The 20,048-nt window shown below is 60.7% G+C and carries 25 protein-coding genes; 12 read left to right on the top strand and 13 right to left on the bottom strand.

The window, feature by feature from the left end; all coding sequences use genetic code 11:
* From D2N39_RS11485 to D2N39_RS11460, 7 genes are all read right to left on the bottom strand, one after another.
* The gene (locus tag D2N39_RS11485; protein WP_119134913.1) at nucleotides 1–768 is read right to left on the bottom strand and encodes a hypothetical protein; all 768 of its coding nucleotides are present in this window, start codon (nucleotides 766–768) and stop codon (nucleotides 1–3) included.
* Between the two features lie 37 nt (nucleotides 769–805).
* Nucleotides 806–1,804, bottom strand: coding sequence for a hypothetical protein (locus D2N39_RS11480; RefSeq protein ID WP_119134912.1), 999 nt, complete (start codon nucleotides 1,802–1,804; stop codon nucleotides 806–808).
* A 113-nt stretch (nucleotides 1,805–1,917) separates the two neighbouring features.
* Nucleotides 1,918–2,127, bottom strand: coding sequence for a hypothetical protein (locus tag D2N39_RS11475; RefSeq protein WP_119134911.1), 210 nt, complete (start codon nucleotides 2,125–2,127; stop codon nucleotides 1,918–1,920).
* A 1,322-nt stretch (nucleotides 2,128–3,449) separates the two neighbouring features.
* Nucleotides 3,450–3,575, bottom strand: coding sequence for a hypothetical protein (locus tag D2N39_RS23565; protein ID WP_267899573.1), 126 nt, complete (start codon nucleotides 3,573–3,575; stop codon nucleotides 3,450–3,452).
* A 108-nt stretch (nucleotides 3,576–3,683) separates the two neighbouring features.
* On the bottom strand, nucleotides 3,684–3,908 hold the full coding sequence (locus D2N39_RS11470) for a hypothetical protein (RefSeq protein WP_119134910.1): 225 nt from the start codon (nucleotides 3,906–3,908) through the stop codon (nucleotides 3,684–3,686).
* Between the two features lie 14 nt (nucleotides 3,909–3,922).
* Nucleotides 3,923–4,333 (bottom strand): hypothetical protein, encoded by a 411-nt coding sequence (locus tag D2N39_RS11465; RefSeq protein WP_119134909.1) that lies wholly within the window; start codon nucleotides 4,331–4,333, stop codon nucleotides 3,923–3,925.
* Nucleotides 4,334–4,347: 14 nt separating this feature from the next.
* Nucleotides 4,348–4,566 carry a hypothetical protein gene (locus D2N39_RS11460; RefSeq protein ID WP_119134908.1) on the bottom strand — a complete coding sequence of 73 codons (219 nt, stop codon included), beginning with the start codon at nucleotides 4,564–4,566 and terminating at the stop codon, nucleotides 4,348–4,350.
* 1,421 nt (nucleotides 4,567–5,987) lie between these two features.
* Here D2N39_RS11460 and D2N39_RS11450 point away from each other — a divergent pair.
* Entirely contained in the window at nucleotides 5,988–6,260 is a 273-nt protein-coding gene (locus D2N39_RS11450; RefSeq protein WP_119134907.1) for a hypothetical protein, read from the top strand.
* Between the two features lie 18 nt (nucleotides 6,261–6,278).
* Here the strand turns inward: D2N39_RS11450 and D2N39_RS11445 are convergent, their stop codons facing one another.
* Both D2N39_RS11445 and D2N39_RS22670 read right to left on the bottom strand, forming a co-directional pair.
* Nucleotides 6,279–6,551 (bottom strand): hypothetical protein, encoded by a 273-nt coding sequence (locus D2N39_RS11445; RefSeq protein ID WP_119134906.1) that lies wholly within the window; start codon nucleotides 6,549–6,551, stop codon nucleotides 6,279–6,281.
* 7 nt (nucleotides 6,552–6,558) lie between these two features.
* On the bottom strand, nucleotides 6,559–7,233 hold the full coding sequence (locus tag D2N39_RS22670) for a hypothetical protein (RefSeq protein ID WP_147373473.1): 675 nt from the start codon (nucleotides 7,231–7,233) through the stop codon (nucleotides 6,559–6,561).
* Between the two features lie 97 nt (nucleotides 7,234–7,330).
* Here D2N39_RS22670 and D2N39_RS11440 point away from each other — a divergent pair, with 97 nt between their 5' ends.
* Complete coding sequence (locus D2N39_RS11440) at nucleotides 7,331–7,672, top strand: hypothetical protein (protein WP_119134905.1); 342 nt, start codon at nucleotides 7,331–7,333, stop codon at nucleotides 7,670–7,672.
* A 62-nt stretch (nucleotides 7,673–7,734) separates the two neighbouring features.
* Here the strand turns inward: D2N39_RS11440 and D2N39_RS11435 are convergent, their stop codons facing one another.
* From D2N39_RS11435 to D2N39_RS11420, 4 genes are read right to left on the bottom strand one after another with little or no spacing between them, the layout of a single operon-like run.
* The gene (locus D2N39_RS11435) at nucleotides 7,735–8,049 is read right to left on the bottom strand and encodes a hypothetical protein (RefSeq protein ID WP_119134904.1); all 315 of its coding nucleotides are present in this window, start codon (nucleotides 8,047–8,049) and stop codon (nucleotides 7,735–7,737) included.
* Nucleotides 8,046–8,738, bottom strand: a complete 693-nt coding sequence (locus D2N39_RS11430) for an NERD domain-containing protein (RefSeq protein WP_119134903.1) — start codon at nucleotides 8,736–8,738, stop codon at nucleotides 8,046–8,048. Before D2N39_RS11430 ends, D2N39_RS11435 begins: the two co-directional genes overlap by 4 nt.
* A gap of 8 nt (nucleotides 8,739–8,746) precedes the next feature.
* A complete protein-coding gene (locus tag D2N39_RS11425) occupies nucleotides 8,747–11,230 on the bottom strand; it encodes a DUF5906 domain-containing protein (protein ID WP_119134902.1) in 2,484 nt (827 codons plus the stop codon).
* A 20-nt stretch (nucleotides 11,231–11,250) separates the two neighbouring features.
* The gene (locus tag D2N39_RS11420) at nucleotides 11,251–11,601 is read right to left on the bottom strand and encodes a helix-turn-helix domain-containing protein (RefSeq protein ID WP_119134901.1); all 351 of its coding nucleotides are present in this window, start codon (nucleotides 11,599–11,601) and stop codon (nucleotides 11,251–11,253) included.
* A gap of 142 nt (nucleotides 11,602–11,743) precedes the next feature.
* Between D2N39_RS11420 and D2N39_RS11415 the strand changes: the two genes are divergently transcribed.
* The 10 genes from D2N39_RS11415 (at nucleotide 11,744) to D2N39_RS11375 (ending at nucleotide 19,958) form a co-directional block, all read left to right on the top strand.
* On the top strand, nucleotides 11,744–12,235 hold the full coding sequence (locus D2N39_RS11415; RefSeq protein WP_119134900.1) for a hypothetical protein: 492 nt from the start codon (nucleotides 11,744–11,746) through the stop codon (nucleotides 12,233–12,235).
* Between the two features lie 90 nt (nucleotides 12,236–12,325).
* The gene (locus D2N39_RS11410) at nucleotides 12,326–12,511 is read left to right on the top strand and encodes a hypothetical protein (protein ID WP_119134899.1); all 186 of its coding nucleotides are present in this window, start codon (nucleotides 12,326–12,328) and stop codon (nucleotides 12,509–12,511) included.
* Between the two features lie 89 nt (nucleotides 12,512–12,600).
* Nucleotides 12,601–13,815, top strand: a complete 1,215-nt coding sequence (locus D2N39_RS11405; protein ID WP_147373472.1) for a DUF2800 domain-containing protein — start codon at nucleotides 12,601–12,603, stop codon at nucleotides 13,813–13,815.
* A 36-nt stretch (nucleotides 13,816–13,851) separates the two neighbouring features.
* Complete coding sequence (locus D2N39_RS11400) at nucleotides 13,852–14,511, top strand: ssDNA-binding protein (RefSeq protein WP_119134897.1); 660 nt, start codon at nucleotides 13,852–13,854, stop codon at nucleotides 14,509–14,511.
* Nucleotides 14,512–14,576: 65 nt separating this feature from the next.
* On the top strand, nucleotides 14,577–15,167 hold the full coding sequence (locus tag D2N39_RS11395) for a 3'-5' exonuclease (RefSeq protein ID WP_119134896.1): 591 nt from the start codon (nucleotides 14,577–14,579) through the stop codon (nucleotides 15,165–15,167).
* A gap of 10 nt (nucleotides 15,168–15,177) precedes the next feature.
* Complete coding sequence (locus D2N39_RS22870) at nucleotides 15,178–15,345, top strand: hypothetical protein (RefSeq protein WP_158589809.1); 168 nt, start codon at nucleotides 15,178–15,180, stop codon at nucleotides 15,343–15,345.
* On the top strand, nucleotides 15,345–17,408 hold the full coding sequence (locus tag D2N39_RS11390; protein ID WP_119134895.1) for a hypothetical protein: 2,064 nt from the start codon (nucleotides 15,345–15,347) through the stop codon (nucleotides 17,406–17,408). The genes D2N39_RS22870 and D2N39_RS11390 overlap by 1 nt, the downstream gene beginning before the upstream one ends.
* A complete protein-coding gene (locus tag D2N39_RS11385; protein WP_119134894.1) occupies nucleotides 17,405–18,184 on the top strand; it encodes a hypothetical protein in 780 nt (259 codons plus the stop codon). The genes D2N39_RS11390 and D2N39_RS11385 overlap by 4 nt, the downstream gene beginning before the upstream one ends.
* On the top strand, nucleotides 18,169–18,447 hold the full coding sequence (locus D2N39_RS11380; RefSeq protein WP_119134893.1) for a VRR-NUC domain-containing protein: 279 nt from the start codon (nucleotides 18,169–18,171) through the stop codon (nucleotides 18,445–18,447). Before D2N39_RS11385 ends, D2N39_RS11380 begins: the two co-directional genes overlap by 16 nt.
* A complete protein-coding gene (locus D2N39_RS11375; protein ID WP_199725242.1) occupies nucleotides 18,444–19,958 on the top strand; it encodes an SNF2-related protein in 1,515 nt (504 codons plus the stop codon). Before D2N39_RS11380 ends, D2N39_RS11375 begins: the two co-directional genes overlap by 4 nt.
* Nucleotides 19,959–20,048 lie beyond the last annotated feature (90 nt).

The following is a 20,048-nucleotide window of genomic DNA, read 5'->3' as shown; positions in this document are numbered from 1 at the left end:
TCACGCACGATTAAGCAGGGCGAAAAATTCGCGGCCCGCCTTGGAGTCAATGTCGTCAATCGAAACCCCGTAGCCGCTGCGCGGCATTGCGCGCCAAACCAATTCACCGTCGGGCCGAGCCGACGTTTCATAGATCCGCAGATCGGCGGAAATGGCGGCGCCGTATTTCGTGCTTACGCTGATGTAATCGGCCTTTTCGGGCTGTTCCGCCTTGATCCGCAGATCGGGGTATTTGCGGATCAACTTTTCCAGCTTGGCGGCAAAACGCGCGGCCGTTTCACGGGCCGCCTTGTCTTTGGTGTTTTGCGCCTTGGTCAAATCTTCCAGCCGGGGCAGGATGCGGCGCTTGATTTCCTTGGCGATGGCGGCCGCGCCACGGTCAAGCGCCGCACTGGCTTCAACACTCGGGCCGCTGCGATTGTCTTCCGACACGCAATAGGCTTGGAATTTCACACGCTGAAACCCGGCCGCGCCCCAAGATTGGCACGTCAGCCAAATACGGGCCGGGCCTTTCCGCAGCGAAACCCGGTCGGAGTTGAGCGTGGCGGGTTCGTTGTCATAGGTGGCGACGGTCCAGCCCGTCAACTCGGGCTGCAATTCGGTCAAAATGTCGCGGGCCAAGGCGAAAGCCGCGAAACGCGCGCCAGTCACATAGCCTTCGCGGTGATATTCATTCGGAGTCTTCCAGCGGGCGACGTAGTTTTCCGCCGTCACGTCAAAAGCATTTTCCGGGGCCATGGCTTTGGCGTCGTCAAGCGTGAAAGTCATCGTTCGGGTTTCCTTGCTTCAGGCTGTGTTGCGGGTTTCAGGCCGGGAATGCGTCGAGCGGCAAGTCGGCGCCGTCGCAAAACGCGGCCCGCAAAACGTCGCTGGGGTAAAAGCAGAGCGTGGAACAGTCGCCCCGCGCCAATTCGGTCATGCGGTCCCGCGCCAATTCGGTCATGCGGTCCCGCGCCTCTCCGATTTCATCGGCCAGGGCCAAAAGATTTTTGCGGATCGTGGCGCAGATCAATTCAACGCCGGGCATCGCGCCAATACGGCGGCGCATCATCCGCCGCTCAGCGTTCAAGGCGTAATATTCCCGGCGCGCGTCTTTGATCCGTTCCACGGCTTCACGCCATTCGCTTCCGGCGCGCCAAGCCGTTTCATGTTCCCGCGCCTGTTCCGCCGCGTGTTCCGCGATGGAGTCGGCCGCGCGGGCCGCGTCGCGTGCCGCGTCGAGGTCGCCCGGCGCTGCGTAATAATCGCCGCGCGGATCGGTGAAGACCCGGCCCAAATCAATGGTTGCGCCGTCGCCACAATCCCCGCCCGCGACGTAACCCGCGACGAAGCGCGACTCGCCGTTCCGGCCCGGCAGTTGATAAACCACGCCATAAATCAGCCCTGAACCGTCGCGGCACGACTCGGAATAGGGGTTGTCGTAATACCCCATATCGCCGTCATGCCAGACGCGGGCATGACGGAACTCGGGCCGGACATAGCCGACAAGCCGAAGGCCCATGGCGGTCGGGTTCTCGACATAGCGCAAGCCTTGCTCATCCGGCGCCCCGGCTTGGGTGGTGCCATGGCCGGGCCAGCGGGCTTTGCCCTGTTCCACGTCCTGCTGCGCGAAAGCCAAGGCGGCCGTGGCGCTGATGCGCAAGGCGCGCGGCCCGACCATGCGGCCGCGATGAAACCGGAAAGCCCGGACCAAAGCGATATTGCGGGGCGCGGCTTCGGTGCTGACATAGGGCGAGGCGTGCCACGCTTCGGAAAGCGTGCAATCCGGGGCCGTGGCGCGTTGCCATGGTGTTTTGTTCGTCATCGTGTTTCTTGCTCCACTTTTTGTTGATCAAATGGCCCGCTAAAGGCGCGGCGCGGCCCAAGTTGCGAAAAGCCCGGCGCAGATCACGGCAAGGGCCAGTCCAGCGGCGAAACTCATTTGGCGCCCCTTTCGGCTTTTTCGCGTTCGGTCTGGGCCAGCCGGGCCGCCTTGGCGCAAGCCACGCATTGCCGCGTTGCGGTGTAGCGAGTCCCATCATGCCCGGCGTGACACGGATTCCCGGCGTAGGTCATCGCCCCAGCGGCGCGCGCGGCTTTCCGGGCCGCAATGATGACGGGGCGCGGCTTGGCGGCGCGGATCAGCATTTCACGACTCCCAAGGCTTTGCCGCAACGCAACGCGGCGCAAGCATCTCGCAACGCGGCCCGATTATAGGCCGCGCTGGCGCGGCAATTGTTCCGCGACGCAAAATTGCGCCTAATGTATTCCGCAGCGATACCGGCCCGCGCGGCGTTAAAGCCGCTGGCATGGTTCGCAAAAGGCAAAAGGTTATCCATTCCTGCGTTCCTTTCAGGCGCGATTCGCCGTGTGTTTAGATTGCCGGTTTCAGGTTATGCGGTCAACCTTTTGTTGACCACGCAATAACGGGTTTTGACACCAGGGCGCCAGCCGGTCGAGGATCGGGGCGCCAGCCGCTCGAGGATCGGGGCGCCGGGCCGGTCGAGGATCGGGGCGCCGGGCCGCTCGAGGATCAGCACGCCAGCCGGTCGAGGATCGGGGCGCCAGCCGCTCGAGGATCAGGGCGCCAGCCGCTCGAGGATCAGGGCGCCAGCCCGCTCGAGGATCAGCACGCCGGGCCGGTCGAGGATCGGGGCGCCAGCCGGTCGAGGATCAGGGCGCCGGGCCGCTCGAGGATCGGGGCGCCAGCCGCTCGAGGATCAGCACGCCAGGGCGCCGGGCCGGTCGAGGATCGGGGCGCCAGCCGCTCGAGGATCAGGCGCCGGGCCGGTCGGGGATCGGGGCGCCAGCCGCTCGAGGATCAGGCGCCGGGCCGGTCGGGGATCGGGGCGCCAGCCGCTCGAGGATCAGCACGCCAGCACGCCAGCCGCTCGAGGATCAGCACGCCGGGCCGGTCGAGGATCAGCACGCCGGGGCGGTCGAGGATCAGGGCGCCAGCCGGTCGAGGATCAGGGCGCCGGGCCGCTCGAGGATCAGGGCGCCGGGCCGCTCGAGGATCAGCACGCCGGGCCGGTCGAGGATCAGGGCGCCAGCACGCCAGCCGCTCGAGGATCAGGGCGCCAGCCGCTCGAGGATCAGGGCGCCAGCCCGGTCGAGGATCAGGGCGCCAGGGCGCCAGCCCGGTCGAGGATCAGCACGCCAGCACGCCGGGCCGCTCGAGGATCGGGGCGCCAGCCGCTCGAGGATCAGGGCGCCAGCCGCTCGAGGATCAGGGCGCCAGCCGGTCGAGGATCAGCACGCCAGCACGCCGGGCCGCTCGAGGATCGGGGCGCCAGCCGCTCGAGGATCAGCACGCCAGCCGGTCGAGGATCAGGGCGCCAGCCGGTCGAGGATCAGGGCGCCAGCCGGTCGAGGATCAGGGCGCCGGGGCGGTCGAGGATCAGGGCGCCAGCCGGTCGAGGATCAGCACGCCAGCCGGTCGAGGATCAGCACGCCGGGGCGGTCGAGGATCAGGGCGCCAGCCGGTCGAGGATCAGGGCGCCGGGCCGGTCGAGGATCGGGGCGCCGGGCCGGTCGAGGATCGGGGCGCCGGGCCGGTCGAGGATCGGGGCGCCGGGCCGCTCGAGGATCAGCACGCCAGCCGGTCGAGGATCGGGGCGCCGGGCCAGAAAAGCAAATGGCCGCCCTATGTAGGGCGGCCCGGCGTGCTGGCGTGCTGGCGTGCTGGCGTGCTGGCGTGCGGATCAGACGTAGGGCGAAAGGGCGGTATCGGTCAAAACAATGGCCCAGCGTGCTGTGACGCCATCGGCCAGCGTGTAACGCGCGGCACGCGGCTTTTCCGCCGGGCTTATCTCCCCTTCACAGATCAGCGACTCAATCCGTTCTTCGGCCGCGTCGCGCGACGCCTTGCCGCGCGAATAGATATATTCATCGGTTGCCAGCTTCGGGCCAGTGATCAGGGGGCGCATTGTCTGGACTCCCCTTAAAACCGGCCGAGAATCTTCAGGCCGCCACGCGGCCCAGCTTTGATACAGGCAATTGTGTCATCCGCCATAAGCACGCGCTGCACAATTTCCCGCTTTTCACGCCGGGCCATGGCCCTGACTTCGGCCAGCGTTGGCAAATTGGCGCGGCTATGAGCCAGTTGTGCGGCGTAGCCGTCACCCGGCGCCGGGGTGACGTGATCGGGATGCACCACGATAAACCGCCGCGCGGCGTCGTGCGGATTGCCGGAAAGCCGCGCGGCGGTTTCTTCGGCCAGCACCCAATGCGGGAAAGGCTTCCCGTCACAATCCGGCGCCCCGAAGATTACCGGCGTGCCTGCGGGAATATCAAAGGAGTCGCGCAGGCTGAAATGCCCCGTGGTGATTTTGTTGGTTACACTGGTTTTCATCGGATCGACTCCTATCAGCGAAACATTGCAACATGCCGCGCCATTTGGCGCGCATTGTCAGGCAAAGCGGGTTTCTTGCGGCTTGCCGCAAAGGTAACGCCGCGCTCATCTTTGCGGAAAATATCCAGCCAAGCCTCGGAGTCGTCACGCTGGCAAAGGCGCATTGCCAGCCAATAAACGCCGGTCGCATGACTCCACGTCAGGCGCCAAATGGTCAATTCATCTTTGATCATTTCAATTCCCCTAGATTCGCGTCACGTCTTAATCTGCCATTGCCGCGTTACGCGGTCAACCTTTTGTTGATCGGGCAATAACAAGTTTTGACGCCAGGGCGCCGCGTGCCGGTCGAGGATCGGGGCGCCAGGGCGCCAGCCGGTCGAGGATCAGGGCGCCAGCCGGTCGAGGATCAGGGCGCCGGGCCGGTCGAGGATCAGGGCGCCGGGCCGGTCGAGGATCAGCACGCCAGCCGCTCGAGGATCAGCACGCCAGCCGCTCGAGGATCAGCACGCCAAGGCGCCGGGCCGGTCGATCCGTTCCCCCGTCGATCCGTCTGGCCCGGCGTGGCCCGTCGATCCGCTGGCCCGTCTATCCGCTGGCCCGTCGATCCGCTGGCCCGTCGATCCGTTCCCCCGTCGATCCGTTCCCCCGTCGATCCGTTCCCCCGTCGATCCGTTCCCCCGTCGATCCGTTCCCCCGTCGATCCGTTCCCCCGTCGATCCGCTGGCCCGGCAGGGCTTGGCTTCGGGTCCTTCCCGGCCCAGGCCCTGCCGGGGGGAGGCTCCGAGGCTCGGTTGATCGGCACTTTTTCAGTTTTTTCGGTGGAAACGCCCAATTCCCCGCGTCTGACGGCACTCCGGTTCAGCGGCATTGCGGTTCTGCGGCCGTGCCACTTTCCAAACCGACGACCTACTGACAATCCGCGTCGATTTCGAGACTGACGCTCAACCGACAACCGGGCCACGGCTGTGAACCGGGGTGATGCTGTCGGCTGGCCCGCCGTTCGATCCTATCGACGGATGGAACGTATCGACGGATGGGATAGGTTCCATCGCTGGCCCGGTTTTCCGTTCGATCCTATCGACGGATGGAACGTATCGACGGATTTTGAGCCGGGGCGACCCGAAATTTTTACCCCCATTTTCAGTGGTATCAAAATACCCCACTCGTTCGATCCTATTCAATTGCATTTGCAACTATTTAGGCTTGAAATAATATAGGATCGAACGAAGGAAGGTTTACCCTGAACATATGGGTTTACCCTGAACACTACCCTGAACACCCTAAGTATATATATTTATTATATTTTACTTGGAATATATGGTAGTGTTCAGGGTGTTCAGGGTGTTCATGGTGGTTTTTCATCCTGATTCCTGAAAATCTGATATAGTTTAATCATTGAACTACTTTGAGACGCTTTTCCCAGATTCCTGGCGATTTTCCCCAATTTTACCCTGCACACCCTGAACACCAGTCTTTTCGTCATAAATATCATAGACTTAGGTGTTCAGGGTGGCGATTTTTTACCCTGAACTGTTCAGGGTAACAACCCTGAACGGCCCAAATTCGGCCCGCGTCACGCCTCGCTTCGGCGCACCGCGACGGAATAGGATCGAGGCGATGGAATCCATGGCAAGGGGTGCGCAGAATGTGGCTCATGGCGAAGAAGAATGGCGGTCGTGGTGAAACATGCGCCCCGTGGCGCGTCACAGGTTTTGCGCTGGTCCGCGCCACGCTCACCCCTGTCTCGGGCCAAGCCGTTCCGCTCCAAGCCGATCTGGAACGCGCCACCGGGGCGCGGCACATGATGATCAGCACCGATGCCGCCACCGAAGTGGTTGAAGCACGGACCAGGGAAATCATCACCCATCTGAACCGGACGAAGCGGCTAGACGAGTTCTGCGACAATGCCAGAGAAGGACGTTTCTAGGGCCGCAGAGCGGGCGTTTCACAGCGGCGGGGCGAGGCAAGGCCCATGGATGCGATGATGCGTCGAGCCGCCCCAGATCGCGGCGCACTCCGCGTGCTGCGTCACAAGCACGCGCTGGGGATAGCCGGTATGCCAGCCCGTGCCACTGGCGTGCCACACCGCGTCCATGGCGGCGCTAGGCGCAATGACCTGGCCTTGGCCCGGTTCGATGCGCCTGCCGCAGCGGAAGCACTTCGCGGCATAGCGGTTCGCCCCGATGATAAGTGGCGCGGTGCAGTGGAACTTCTTCATTCCTATTTCACCTCCCTCCGGCCCGCTCTGATTCTAACCGTAGAACCTCATATTCGGCTTTTCTATTGGACAACTCGGATACCTCCGCAAGAGTTCCAAAATTATGCCCACACCCTTCGCAAAATACCACGCCAAGTTCATTCTTCGCATCCGGTGTTTCAATTTTTGTTCCTCCGCACTTTTTGCAACGGTAATTGAAGTAGACTACCCATTTTGTTCCCCCCTTATTCTCAGCATCCCGGAAACTAATTTCCAGTTGATCAATGGGACGCGAGGGAGCAGCTTCAACAAGCCTGATAGTGACGCCTGCTAATTTTTTGCCTTCCGCTCGCCCCCGAAAATTGTAAATTTTGCGATAGACCGCCATTGAAGTCTCGTCGCAATGTGTAATACGCACCATCTCAACGCTCGCCCTACGAAAAGATTTACACGCCTCGGCCAGTGCCGCCTGCGCCGACGGAAATAGCCCAAGATCGCGATAAACATTACCAGATTGTCGTATCAAAACAGCATGGTATATGCCAGCCGCCTTGGGAGCACGCGATCCAAGGTCAATTAAACTGACAACCTCCCCAGAATTTGTGTCATGCAGTTCGGATGAAGGCGCAGGGCCGTAAACTAGATAACTCAGGAAGCAAACTCCAAGAAACACTACCGTCGCCCAAATTTCCGGTGAACTCATTCCCACCTCCGTTTTTCAAATTGCGGTTGAGTGTAATCTCGCAAGGCATATAGTATCAAGCTAGGTGCTACACCGAACAACAAAGTTAGGGAAAGTCATGTCACAACCTTATGATTTCGCTGAGATTAGACGTCAACTTTCCAGTGCCAAGCTTGCGCTTAACAGCGATGGCGTTCACCCGAGCGATCTACTCATCGACGCACTCAGCAGGTTGACTGACGCAGTTGAACAGATGGATCGACAGCGGGCAAAAATTGAAACCAACGTTGCCAAACGTCTCGGGAAGATGATGGCAGGGGAACTCAAGGGGGACTTCATCAGGAGTGTGATCCTGGACGCGGAGCCGAACTACCCCTACGGCAAGGACGATCCTGACCAACTGACCTTCGACAAAATGGTTGACGACGCTCTGAGGGACGCACTGCGCGACAGTGACTAGGAAATACGCTGGGGTAGTGATGCCGCTCAGAGCTTACGCTCGACTGTTTGCCTTTGGCATCACTACCCCAGAACATCGCGGAACAGGCTGCGGATCAACCAGGCCCGCTTGGCGCGCTTCAGCGTGACATAGAGCCGCGCCACAACGGTCAGTTCGGGGTGGCGCCTGATCCATACCCCGGTGCTGGGATCGAAGTTGTCGCGCCACCACTGGTCCAGATCGGGGCGGCTGGTGCTGCGGCTCAGATCGACGCGCCGGGCCTCGGCGTCGAACACCGCGTCAGGCACCAAGGCGTCATGGCGAAACTCGTAGGCATAGGCCCAGAGCGTGAGCCTGACGCGGCGCCGCGTTTCATCGCAATGTGCCACAACGCTCATCCCAACAGCCCTTCGAATGGATCGCGCGGCGGCTCCGCGCCGCAATCATCAAAAATCGGTGGATCGGCCTCGGCACAGCGGCGTTGCCGCAATTCGCGGCACACCGCACGGGTTATCTCTGCCCCGGTCAGCCGCCAGCGGATCAAGTCGGCCAGTTCGTCCATGCGTAGCGCCGAAACACGCTCAATCCCGGCCCTGCGGCAGATCGAAATCAATTCGTCGCGCCAAAGCATCGTCACGGCTTTGGAGCCATCCCTGAGCCGCATATCGCGGTGCGTCGCGGCACCACCCCATTGGCCCGGCATGAGCCACCTCTGGCCCACCTCGGGATGACCGTGGCGCGTCGCCCTGGGATAGACCCACACAAGCGCGCCACGGGCCTCGTCGGGCGCAGTCAAGCCGTCCAGGTGGGATCGCCGCAAGAACCTCTGGTGAAGCGCGGCGATGGTGACATGGGCAATGCCGCGCATCGCCTCGATCTGGCGTTCCAGCCGGTCCAGCTTGTCGCGCTCCGACTTGATTTCAACCGCAACGATCCGATCCGTTGCCACGGCCAGCACGTCGATCCGGTTGCCGAACGAGAAAGCGTTCACCTCATGGATGATGCGGGCGCAGGGCATGACGCGGCGCAGTTCTTCAACAACGGCGGTGCGGATTTGCGTCTCGGCGTCTGAGCGATACGCTGGCATGGCGCGCCTCAATCCCCCTCGCCATTGCTCAGATCATCGTCTTCCGTTTCATCGACAACGGCGCCTTCGCCTTCCCAATTGATCACCGATCCAATGGCGGTTTCGAACTCGGTCCTGGCGCGCTGCAAATCAGGAATTACGAACCCCTGGGCGAGTCCCGCTGATCCGCGATACCTGGTCAATACCATACCGGGAAGCAGGTAGCGCAGGCGTTTCGTGAAATGGACCGGGGAAAGCGCCTCGCCGTCATAGCGCCTAGTTCTCAGCCACCGCTCATATACCTCTCGCAATTCGGCCTTCGCAACTCTCACTTCGCCATTGGCCCATGACAGCGTGTCGATATTGTCCGCTTCGCGGCCGAACCCTTCGATGTAACCCTGCTGAAGAACGTCGAACCACCAGCGGTCCACGTTCTTGAGGCCCTGAAGTTTCTGTTCACCCAAGGCAGCGGTATTCGGCACTTCCCTTACTTCGAAGCCGGTGAGGTCGATATTCAGGAGGTGATACAGCAATGCCGCAGGACCATCGCCGTCCATCTCGGCCCGCAATGCGCGGAAATAGGCGTGGTTCCCCTTATGTTTCGAACTGGCGTCCAACACGCAATACCGGCGTTCGCCCGGCGTCGCTGGCACAACCCAATCTTCGTTCGATGTGATGAACAGGCGCAGCACGCTGTTCATTGTGAAGGGATTCAACCCCTTGGGTTCGATGAGGATCGTCGGCCTTGTGATCAGGCTCTTTAGCTGGCCATCGGCGGCTTTATCACCGGCCCAAAATGCTTCTTCCATGTGGAGGACGAGGCATTTCATAACGTGGTGGTTGAACTTGCCGACGACATGATCCTTGTGCGACACGCCGACGTAGTGGTTCATGCACAGGCGCCCGATGTATTCGAACAGCGTGTCCTTGCCCCAGCCCTTGCCGCCGCGAACCACCAGCGCGACCCCCGGTTTGTCCTCGGGCTGCTGGACCAGATGGGCGAAATACCGGATCAGGTAACTGAAAAGGTCTTCGTCGTTCTGGCAATAGACTTCGCGGAGGTGGCGCAGGAAAAGCGCGCACGACTTCGTGCCGTCAGGCTCAACGGAAAAGCCCTGCCAATAGTTGTATGTCCCTTCGAGGTCTTTGCCTGGCAGAAACACCACCCCATTGGGGTAAGTCCTTCGCCCGCTATGCTGCATCCACAGCTTCGACACCGGCACCGTGGTATCGTCTTTCGGGCGCCGGTCGTTTTCATATAGCTGATGAAGATCGGACACAGAGCCGAACGCAACGTCACCGTTCGCCTTGAAATCCATCACCACAGTCCGCCCCTCGTTGCGAAGAAGGGCGTGCTTCTGGTTCATGCGCCTGATCCATTTCGGCACCTCTTTGCCAAGCGCATCTTCGGCTTGCTGCCGCGCCAGAGCCACTTGGGACTTCGAGGGCTTGCGACCCGGCACCTTCCCGTTGGCGTCGCCCAACAGGTCATCGAACATGCCCGGCGTCGTGCCTTCGTCCTCGGCGCGGGCCGCCGCCACCTCGGCGTCAAGATCATCCTCGCCGTAGTCCTCGAACTCGCTTTCCATCCGCATGTCGTTGACCACGGCCACGATAGAAGCCATGCGGAACGGCAGGCGGTCGCTGCGGTCCCTGAACGATTTCCAGACCCGCTTGGAGTCCCGCTCATCGAACTTCTTCGACTGGCGCGAAATCTCACACCACAGGTCGAAACCCGCAACGCTGCCCGCCGTTTCGTGGTGAATCGCCATGCCGAGGCGATACCAGCCGTCACGGTCCTCGACCCACGTTTCAACCGGCAGGTCAACGAGGTAATCCCGCATGTCGCTCAGGCTCAGCCCCATGGGCCGAAGGCGTTCGGGGTTTATCTCCCCAACGCTTTCATAGCCGACAAGCCGCTCCAAGGCTTCGGCAGGAACCGGGTCGATTGCGCCGAACTCGAAGTCGAACCTGTCAAACTCCCTGATCCATTTATACCGCTTGCCGGTATCGGGGTGGATCGAGGGCGGAATTACGGCCTGCGAACCAGTGCCAAGCAAGTGGAGTTCCCAATCCCACTTCTTAACGTCACGGCCCTTGTCGTCATCCCATACCAGCGTGAAGCTGGGGCTATGGGCGAACTTCCGTGACGGGAAAGGCTTGTCGCAAAGCAGGTAATAGTGACGGCTTGCGCCCCCCGAACCCGACACGACGCAGGGCGCGACATGCGTGTTCAATTCGGGCAGCATGTCGCCCAGCTTGTCCAGCGCGTCCTGGGCAAGTTCGGGCTTACGAATATCAACGTCGATGATGTAAAGGAAAAACCCGCTGAGGTTTGACCATTTTCCGAGACGGACACCCAAGTTGAACTTGGGGTCGAATGTATCCCGCAATTTCTGGGGCGAGTTTACGGGCTTATTCGCCCAATCCTTGCCGATGGGCCGCTTTGACCGCTGATGCAGCCAATGCAGCGCAAAGCCGATTTCCGATAGGCCGACCGCCTGTTCCAACATGCTCGATCACCGCGCAAGATTCAGATTGCGCGGCTGTCGGCGTTCCCCATGAACGGCCAGAAGTCATCGCGCTTCAGCGGCACGAAGCCTTCGGGCCATTCCGTCGTTTCCTCCGAAAGTTCAATGATCCGGGCCACGCGATTTGGAGAAATCCGCTCCCGGTCGAACCATTTATAGATCGCCTGGTAGCTGACGCCGATGGTGCGGGCGAATCGCTTCGCCTCAAAGATTCCGTCATGCGTAAAATCCGGCAGCCCGCGACGAAGCAGGGCGTGCAACTGCCCCAGATCGCCGGAATTGCGCGTCGCCTTGCGTTGCGCGGGATATTTGCCGCCCGCAATGCCGAGCAAGTCTTCGTCGCTCTGGGCCATGGGATACACCTCTTGAAGTTCGTTGCGTCTCTTTGCCTATCCGTCATGTGTTGCCTAGTCAACTTTTTGTTGCACTGAGAATTGAACGCCATTACTACGGTCAGCACGACGAACCCAACCCTGAGTCTTGGAGACAAAGCGAATGAGCATCGAAGCAATCGGAACCGCGCTGATCGAAGCCCTGAACCGCAATACCGCCGCGCTGGAAGCCGTCCTGGCCGCCGCCCCCGCCGCCGCTTCCGGCGACAAGCCGAAGGCTGCTGACAAGCCGAAGGCCGCCGACAAACCGAAGGCTGCCGACAAACCGAAGGCTGAGCCGGAAAAGTCCGCCTTCGCCGCGCTGAAGTCCGACCTCGGTGACTGGCTGGGTGAGTTCGCCAAGGAGGAAGACGCCGAAAACCCCGATGGCATCCACCCCGAGGTGACGGCCCGGAAAGAGGCGCTGCGCAACGTGCTGAAGCAACTCGGCGCCAAGGCCCTGCCCGATCTGGACGGCGATGACGGCAAGATCACCAAGCTGCACGGCTGGCTGAACGACAAGGCGAAGAAGGCCGACAAGGGCTTCGGCGTGGGCCGTCTTGCCGCCGATCCCGAGCCGGAAGGTGGGGCCGACGAAGGCGATCTGGGCATCTAAGCCCGGAAGTATCGCTGCGCCGCGCGTGCCGACTGATGCACGCGCGGCGCGGTCCACGACCCGCGAAATCCATCAGACGGAGCAAACGATATGAACCCCAATTTCGAGATGGGCCAGAACGTCAAAATCGCACGCAGCGGCGAAACGGGCCGGATCACCGGCTTTGCCGAATACCTGCGGTCCAACATGCCGCAATACCTCGTGGAATACACCTCGGCCGACGGCCGTGCCGAAGACCGCTGGTTCCACGCCGACGAACTTCTTGCCGTCGAGTGAGTCCACATGCCTTGGCCCTACTCCGGGCCAAGGCTTTCCCTCTGTGAGCCGAACTTGCGGCCCACGCGGCGAAAGCCTTGGAAAGCGAAATGTCTGCACCATTTGGAAACACTGGTCGCGCCCATGCGCGCCTCGGTCCATCGGATTCTAGCCGGTGGCTGTCGTGCCCCGGCGCGGTGAACTTCACCAAGAATTACCCCAATGAATCCAGCACATTTGCAGATGAGGGGACTGCGGCCCACTGGATCAGGGAACAATGCCTTGATCTTGGGTTCGATGCTTATGACTTCATTGGAACCAAGGTCAGGGTCAACGGCGCGCTCTATGAATGCGACGCCGAAATGGCTGACTTCCTACAGCCCGGAATTGACGAAATTCGCCAGTTCGATGGTGAGGTGTTCGTTGAAAAGCGCATCAATCTGAGCCGCTGGATGCCGGGCCAGTTCGGAACGCTCGACTCCGGTGTGGCTGGGCGTCACCTCATCGTCATTTCCGATCTGAAGTATGGCCGAGGCGTCCCGGTATCTGCGGTGAAGAACACCCAGCAGATGATTTACGCCCTGGGCTTCTGGGACAATTTCGCGCGGCACGTCACCGACGCGACCATGTTCCTGATCATCATCGACCAGCCCCGCCATCCGGCCGGTGGCGGCTATTGGGAAGTGACGCTGGATGAACTACTGGCCTTCGGTGAGGAACTGCGGGTCAAGGCTGCGGCGACAACTGACCCAAGCGCCCCGCTTATCCCGACCCAGAAGGGTTGCGCGTGGTGCCCCGCCGCGAACCTGCCGAACCGCAAGGGCGGTTGCCCGGCGCACAACGCCGATATGTTCGATCTGCTTGACCTTGAGTTTGACGACCTCGACGCGCCGGAACAGTGGGCGCCGCCGCAGATCGACGGCCTTACTCCTGAGCGGATCATCGCGCTTGCGACGAAGAAGCGCGAGATTGAGCAATGGCTGAACTTCATCGGCGGCGCGGCGCTGCAACACCTCTTGGACAACGGCCCGACCGCTGGTCAGAAGGCGGTATACGGTCGAATGCCCCCGCGAAAGTGGGCCACCGAAGGCGCGGCCGAGGCGTTCCTGAAACAGCGTCTCGGCCTTGACGCCACGTTCAACAAAAAGCTGATCACGCCAACCCAAGCCCTGAAGGCAATGGGTAAAGGCGCTGAACTTCCGGGCGGATTTATCACCCAAGAAGACCCCAAGCCCACCATCGCGCCAATCGAGGACAAGCGAGACGCAATCGCGCCGCTTGTCGATGACTTCGAGGACTACGGCGACGATCTGGGCACGCTTTAACCCTGAAACCGACCAACCAACCAACGAGGAAACCAAATGTCCTTCAAACCTACCTTCAATCCTCAGACCGGCCGCATCAAAGCCCTGGTTCGCCTGAGTTTCTTCAAGGGCTTTGAAAAGACCCGCAGCTTCGAGAACGGTTCGCTGAAATACCGGACCAACGGGCTGCTCTACAAGAACACGACCGAGGGCGCAGCGTCGATCAAGGTGATCAACGAAGGGATCATCGACTTCATGCGCAAGGAATTTCCCGGCAAGGAACCGGCGAAATTCAAGACCGCACTGGACGATGGCCCGAAAGGCCGCTGGCCGCTGTTCGACGGCGACAAATACCTTACGGAAGATGGTGATGTGCGCAGCGGCTATGCCGATACCCGCTATCTCAAGCTGACCAACGACCGGAAGTTCAAGTTCCGCGACCGGCGCGGCAACGAGATTGACGATGAAGAAATCCTACTGGACCTGTTCCGCTCAGGCCATTGGGCCATCGCCTATTTCCACCTGTTCCCGATCAAGTCGCAGGACAAGGGCGGCAACGGCATCTTCGTGACATGCGACGCTCTGCAATTCTGGAAGCGTGACGAGGAGTTCGCTGGCGGCGACATGGACGACTCCGAGTTCGATGACTACGGCGACGACGAAGACGATCTGGGCAGCGGGTCGTCTTCCGGCGGTGATGACGACTTGGGCATCTGATTCAACATTCTGGCGCCCCGTAAAACGCGGGGCGCCAATCAACCTTTTATGGATCGGGCAACGAAATGCTGCATGTGATGATCGACATTGAAACGATGGGGACGCGGCCCAACGCACCGATCCTGACCATCGGCGCGGTGAAATTCGACCCTGAAACCGGCGCATTGGGCCAAGAGTTTTATCGCGCAATCGACGTAAGTGACGCCCTGAAATACGGCGCTCCTGACGGCGAAACGCTGAAATGGTGGCTGACCCAGAGTGAGGCGGCACGCAAAGCCGTAGTGGCAGGAACAACGCCGTTGCGCATCGCACTGGCTGACCTGTCCGGGTTCTATACCAATTGGGATCAAGTCAAGGTCTGGGGCAATGGCCCCGGCTTCGACATGACCATTCTGGAATACGGCTTCTGGCGTGCCCTCGACCTGAACCCAATCTGGAAATTCTGGAACATCCGCTGCTGCCGCACCATCGCGGAAATCTCCGGTATGCGCCCCCCGAAAATCGCTGGCTCCGGCGTGCATCACAACGCCCTGGATGACGCCAAGCACCAAGCCGCATGGGTTTCCCGCTACTGGCAAATGCTGCGCGATCCGAAGCGTGATCAAGCCGCTCCGACCGCCCCGGCGAACGATATTGACGACCTCTTGGGCTTGTGAGGCGCGCGACATGCGGATCAAGGAAGCCTATGAGCGGTTCATTGCGGCGCAAGCCGCCGACACCCGGCCCGCATGTGTTGCTCGGCAATACAGTGACCAAATGGTGTGCGCGAAGTGCAACTTGGCCTGGGATGTGAACGATCCTGAGCCGCCGCAATGCCGTGCCGGGTCGCGCTGATGCCGGGCAAAACCCTCATCATCGACACCGAGATTTACCGAAATTTCTTCTACCTCGGCATCAAGCGGGTCGAGGATGGGGTTCGCGCGCATTTCGAGTTTTCGGAACGGACCTATTTCGATTTCGCAAAGGTCCGCAAAATTCTGCGCGGCAATACGACCGTGGGCTTCAACAGCCTGAACTTCGACTTGCCCGTGATCTACAAAATGCTGAGCGGCGCGTCATTGGATGATGTGAAGGACGCGGCGAACCACATCATTATGAACCGCGTGCCGCATTGGCGGGCCGAGCGGGAACTTGAAATCGTCATCCCGAAGAACCTGGATCACATTGACCTGTTCGAACCTAATCCGTCCGTCAGGGACGGCCTCAAGACCCTGATTGGTCGGATGCAGATGAAGCGTCTGCAAGAACTACCATATGAGCATGACCGCATCCTTTCCCCGAAGGAAATGGATGACGTTATTGAATATTGCCAATACGGCGATCTTGACGGCACCGAGGAACTGTTTCGCCGCCTCGCTGAACCGCTCGATCTGCGCGTGGAACTCGGGAAAACCTATGGCCTCGAACTGCGCTCCAAATCCGACGCGCAGGTCGGTGAAGGCATCCTGAAAAGCCGCGTCGAGGAACACCGTGGGCAGCGCATCCAAAAGGCGATGTATTCCGAGGGCCACGCCTTCCGTTATGAAGTGCCGGAATGGATCAAGTTTCAGACGCCATACATGCGCGAAGTTCTGGAAACGATCCGAAACACAGATATTCGCCTCGGCAAGAACTGCAAGGTGGACCTGCCGAAGTCATTCTCAGATTTCGACATTCAATTCGACGGCCTGAAATACACCCTTGGCATTGGCGGGTTGCACTCCACCGAGTCGAACCGCTCGGTTCATAGCGACGCCGACGTGGTTCTGATCGACGCTGACGTGGCGTCGCAATACCCGTCGATCATTATGAAACTCGGCCTTTATCCCAAGGCCATGGGTCCGCAATTCTTGCCGGTCTACAAGCAAATTATTGACCGCCGACTTGCCGCGAAACGCGCGAAAGACAAGACTACCGACAAGGGTCTGAAAATTGCGATCAACGGTTCCTACGGCAAATTGGGATCGGCGTTCTCAGTATTGTTCGCGCCTCACCTGCTGATTTCCGTCACCCTGACCGGCCAACTGTCTCTGCTCATGCTGATCGAGGCTGCGCACCTCGCCGGTATTCCGGTGGTCAGCGCAAACACCGACGGCGTGATCTTCAAATGCCCCCGCACGAAATGGGACGGATTTGTTCTCAACGACAAGGGCAAACCCACCGACAGGCTGAAACCCAGCCCGATCCAAGACATTATCGAATGGTGGGAAGGGCTTACCTCTTTCAACCTTGAGTTCGCGGAATACGCCTCGGTCTACAGCCAAAGCGTCAACGCCTATATCGCCCTGAAACCCGACGGTTCATATAAGCGAAAAGGCACCTTGGCGAATCACTGGTCCAAGGAATTGCCTTGGGGCGAGGCTAACACCGACTACGACCCGAGCCGCGACGGCCTGAAGAAGAACCCGCAAATGACCATCGTTGCGGATGCCGTGCTGGGCTATCTGCGCAATGGCATTCCGCTGGAAGACACGATCTTCGGCTGCACCGATCTGCGGCAGTTCCTTTGCATCATCAATGCCACTGGCGGCGCGACATGGGGTCCGGGCGAACCGATCTATGGCACTCACGAACGGATCGACGCCAAGGGCAAGACGATCCGTTCCAGACCGCTGATCGGCTACGGCGGTGAACGCTATCTGGGCAAACTGGTCCGATACTACTGGTCCACGGAAGGCAACCCGATCCTGAAGCGGGCGGGCCACCCGACGACCGGCAACCGCCCCATGGTCCCAAAGACCGAGGGTTGTCAGCCGATGATGACGCTGCCCGACGACATGGAGGTGCCCGACGATCTGGACCGGCACCGCTATGTCGTCGCGGCCCATGACATGCTTCGTGACATTGGGGCGGCGCCGCGTGTCTATCGTGCCCCGTTGATTGCCATTGCTGAAGCCGTGCTGGGCCTTGCGGCATGAGGGTGTTCATCGGCATGGAAACCAGCGGCATGACGCGCCGGGCCTTCGAAGCGCGGGGCCACTTCGTCGTGTCGTGCGACATTCTTCCTGCGGTGGATGGGTCGGTGTTCCGGCCCGCCGCAGGGGGGCACGTCCAGGGCGATGTGTTCGAAACCTTGGCGCGCTTTACCGCTGTGGGCCTTACATTCGACCTCGGCGTGTTCCACCCGGATTGCACCTATCTGACCAATAGCGCGGCCTGGGCGTTCAATGAGCCTGATTTCGCGCGCTGGCCCGGCGTTGGGTATCACCAGAGGGTCAAGCCCGGCACGCTGACCGGAGAGGCCCGCGCGCGCGCGCGTCGGGAAGCCTTGGCGACGGTTCGCCGCATCATGGCCCTGCCCCTGCCCCGCATCGCAATCGAAAACCCCGTTGGCGCGATTTCGACCGCGATCCGCAAGCCGGATCAGATCATCCAGCCTTACGACTTCGGTGACGACGCCAGTAAGGCGACATGCCTTTGGCTGCACAACCTGCGCCCGCTGCTTCGGTTTGCGGATCAGCGGGTTGCGGGTCGGCGCGTGGAATGGCCCAGAGGCAGCGGCAAGACCGTGGAACGCTGGGCGAACCAGACAGACAGCGGCCAGAACGCGCTGTCGCCCAGCGATGAACGCTGGAAGACCCGCAGCGCCACATATCCCGGCATCTCCGCAGCCATGGCCCGCACATGGGGCAAGCCGCTGCACCACTTCAACGATCTACTGCAAGGAGGCGCTGCGGAATGTCGAGCGGCGTGAAAGAGGCTTACATCGAAGCGCAGGCCGACAAGCGGGCCAAATCGGCGGGCTTCATTGTCCGCAAGCTGGCTTGGACCGGGCGGCGCGGCGCGCCAGATAAGTTCTATAGCCGCGACGATACCGGGCCGTTCCTCGTGGAATACAAGGCGCCCGGCGAGACGCTGCGGCCGGATCAGGTTCGGGAAATCGCCAAGCTGCGCCGCGCCGGGACCGTGGTGCATGTGATCGACTCCATCGAAGCGGCGTTCGATCTGTTCCGATGAGTTCCGCGCCCCTCGATCACCTTCTGGCGCGCCTCGGCTTCCCGCTTGTGGCCCGCACCGTGGCACCCGCAGCCATGCTGAGCCACAACGGCGGGCCGTCATTGGACGACGCACCGCGCAAGCTGGGCCGCGACGATCTGCGGCACTACCAGAATGTCACGGTGGACCTGATCAAGACGATCTGGGCGCCAGACGGCCCGCCGAGTCTGATCCTGGCCTATGACATGGGCAGCGGGAAGACCGTCTCGACGCTGACCGCGCTGCGCGACATGCTGGACGCCGGAGTGGTTCGGCGCGTGTTGATCGTGGCTCCGCTGTTCGTTGCAGAAGCCACATGGCCCGACGAGATTGAGGCTTGGCGCCATACCTGCGAAACGACCTATTCCGTGATCACGGGCGACGCCAAGCGCCGCGCTGCGCGCTGTGCCGAGGCGACCGAAATCCACATCGTCAACAAGGAAAACCTGCCCTGGCTGTGGGCGCACTTCGGTAATGGCAAGCGGTGGCCCTATGACACCATCGTCATTGACGAAGCGTCCATGCTGAAGAACGCCAAGATGCGGACCCCGAAGCGTGCCTTAACCCGGTTCGGGGTCTTGGTGCAGGCCAGGAAAAAGACCCGCGCCGTGATCGAACTCACCGGGACGCCTGCACCGAACGGCCTGCAAAACCTCTACGGGTTGTCCTATATCGTGGATCAGGGTGAACGGCTGGGTCGCAACAAGACGCAGTTCATGGACCGCTGGTTCAACCAAAACAACTACACCTATGAGGTGACGCCGAAACCCGGTGCTGAGGCGGAAATCATGCGGCGCCTCAGCGATGTGATGTTCAGCCTGAACCCCAAGGACTATGCTGAACTGCCCAAGCTGGTGGAGAACGAAATCAGGGTGAGGCTGCCTCCGAAGGTGATGGACGAATACCACCGCTTTCGGCGCAATCTGGTCAGCGACGTATACGACATTGACGCGGTGAACGCGGCGGTTCTCACCAACAAGCTGCTGCAATTCGCCAACGGCTCGGCCTACCAGGAGGACGGCAACCACGTCTGGATTCACGATTGCAAAATTGACGCCTTGGAGGGGCTGCACGCCGAGGCCAACGGTATGCCGTTGCTCGTGGCATACAGCTTCCGCTTCGATCTGGAACGGATTCGCAAGAGGTTCCCCAAAGCCGTTGTGCTGAACGAAGCGAAGGACGTTCGCGGGGTGATGCACGCCTGGAACCGATCCGAGATTGACATGATCTTGGCTCACCCGGCATCGGCCGGTCACGGGCTGAACATCCAAAAGGGTTCGAACATCTCGGTCTGGTATGGCCTGAACTCCGACCTCGAACTGTTCCAGCAGTTCAACAAGCGCCTGTGGCGTTCGGGCCAGAAGCACGAAGTGGTGTTCAGCCATAGAATCGTGGCGGAAGGCACTCACGACGAACGTATTCTGCCTATTCTATGTGACAAGGACGCGGTTCAGCATCGGATTTTTGAAGCGACATATATCGAAATTTCATAGTAATTACAGCATTTTATCCAATACACGAACACTGAAACAAAACGAGAACATTTCAACCTCGACGCCTTGAAACGCCAGCCCATCAAGACT

The sequence above is a fragment of the Gemmobacter lutimaris genome, from assembly GCF_003570715.1.
Taxonomy (GTDB): domain Bacteria; phylum Pseudomonadota; class Alphaproteobacteria; order Rhodobacterales; family Rhodobacteraceae; genus Gemmobacter; species Gemmobacter lutimaris.
Note: the sequence above shows the minus strand (reverse complement) of the source record. Positions and strands in the feature narration are given on the sequence as shown.

Bases quoted from the DNA above. Each gene is read 5' to 3' on its own strand.
- D2N39_RS11400 (WP_119134897.1), top strand. From the start codon at position 13,852: ATGTCCTTCAAACCTACCTTCAATCCTCAGACCGGCCGCATCAAAGCC.
- D2N39_RS22670 (WP_147373473.1), bottom strand. From the start codon at position 7,233: ATGAGTTCACCGGAAATTTGGGCGACGGTAGTGTTTCTTGGAGTTTGC.
- D2N39_RS11390 (WP_119134895.1), top strand. From the start codon at position 15,345: ATGCCGGGCAAAACCCTCATCATCGACACCGAGATTTACCGAAATTTC.
- D2N39_RS11425 (WP_119134902.1), bottom strand. From the start codon at position 11,230: ATGTTGGAACAGGCGGTCGGCCTATCGGAAATCGGCTTTGCGCTGCAT.
- D2N39_RS11420 (WP_119134901.1), bottom strand. From the start codon at position 11,601: ATGGCCCAGAGCGACGAAGACTTGCTCGGCATTGCGGGCGGCAAATAT.
- D2N39_RS11450 (WP_119134907.1), top strand. From the start codon at position 5,988: ATGGCGAAGAAGAATGGCGGTCGTGGTGAAACATGCGCCCCGTGGCGC.
- D2N39_RS11385 (WP_119134894.1), top strand. From the start codon at position 17,405: ATGAGGGTGTTCATCGGCATGGAAACCAGCGGCATGACGCGCCGGGCC.
- D2N39_RS22870 (WP_158589809.1), top strand. From the start codon at position 15,178: ATGCGGATCAAGGAAGCCTATGAGCGGTTCATTGCGGCGCAAGCCGCC.
- D2N39_RS11475 (WP_119134911.1), bottom strand. From the start codon at position 2,127: ATGCTGATCCGCGCCGCCAAGCCGCGCCCCGTCATCATTGCGGCCCGG.
- D2N39_RS11485 (WP_119134913.1), bottom strand. From the start codon at position 768: ATGACTTTCACGCTTGACGACGCCAAAGCCATGGCCCCGGAAAATGCT.
- D2N39_RS11380 (WP_119134893.1), top strand. From the start codon at position 18,169: ATGTCGAGCGGCGTGAAAGAGGCTTACATCGAAGCGCAGGCCGACAAG.
- D2N39_RS11430 (WP_119134903.1), bottom strand. From the start codon at position 8,738: ATGCCAGCGTATCGCTCAGACGCCGAGACGCAAATCCGCACCGCCGTT.
- D2N39_RS11465 (WP_119134909.1), bottom strand. From the start codon at position 4,333: ATGAAAACCAGTGTAACCAACAAAATCACCACGGGGCATTTCAGCCTG.
- D2N39_RS11415 (WP_119134900.1), top strand. From the start codon at position 11,744: ATGAGCATCGAAGCAATCGGAACCGCGCTGATCGAAGCCCTGAACCGC.
- D2N39_RS11445 (WP_119134906.1), bottom strand. From the start codon at position 6,551: ATGAAGAAGTTCCACTGCACCGCGCCACTTATCATCGGGGCGAACCGC.
- D2N39_RS11395 (WP_119134896.1), top strand. From the start codon at position 14,577: ATGCTGCATGTGATGATCGACATTGAAACGATGGGGACGCGGCCCAAC.
- D2N39_RS11435 (WP_119134904.1), bottom strand. From the start codon at position 8,049: ATGAGCGTTGTGGCACATTGCGATGAAACGCGGCGCCGCGTCAGGCTC.
- D2N39_RS11375 (WP_199725242.1), top strand. From the start codon at position 18,444: ATGAGTTCCGCGCCCCTCGATCACCTTCTGGCGCGCCTCGGCTTCCCG.
- D2N39_RS11470 (WP_119134910.1), bottom strand. From the start codon at position 3,908: ATGCGCCCCCTGATCACTGGCCCGAAGCTGGCAACCGATGAATATATC.
- D2N39_RS11460 (WP_119134908.1), bottom strand. From the start codon at position 4,566: ATGATCAAAGATGAATTGACCATTTGGCGCCTGACGTGGAGTCATGCG.
- D2N39_RS11410 (WP_119134899.1), top strand. From the start codon at position 12,326: ATGAACCCCAATTTCGAGATGGGCCAGAACGTCAAAATCGCACGCAGC.
- D2N39_RS11405 (WP_147373472.1), top strand. From the start codon at position 12,601: ATGTCTGCACCATTTGGAAACACTGGTCGCGCCCATGCGCGCCTCGGT.
- D2N39_RS11440 (WP_119134905.1), top strand. From the start codon at position 7,331: ATGTCACAACCTTATGATTTCGCTGAGATTAGACGTCAACTTTCCAGT.
- D2N39_RS11480 (WP_119134912.1), bottom strand. From the start codon at position 1,804: ATGACGAACAAAACACCATGGCAACGCGCCACGGCCCCGGATTGCACG.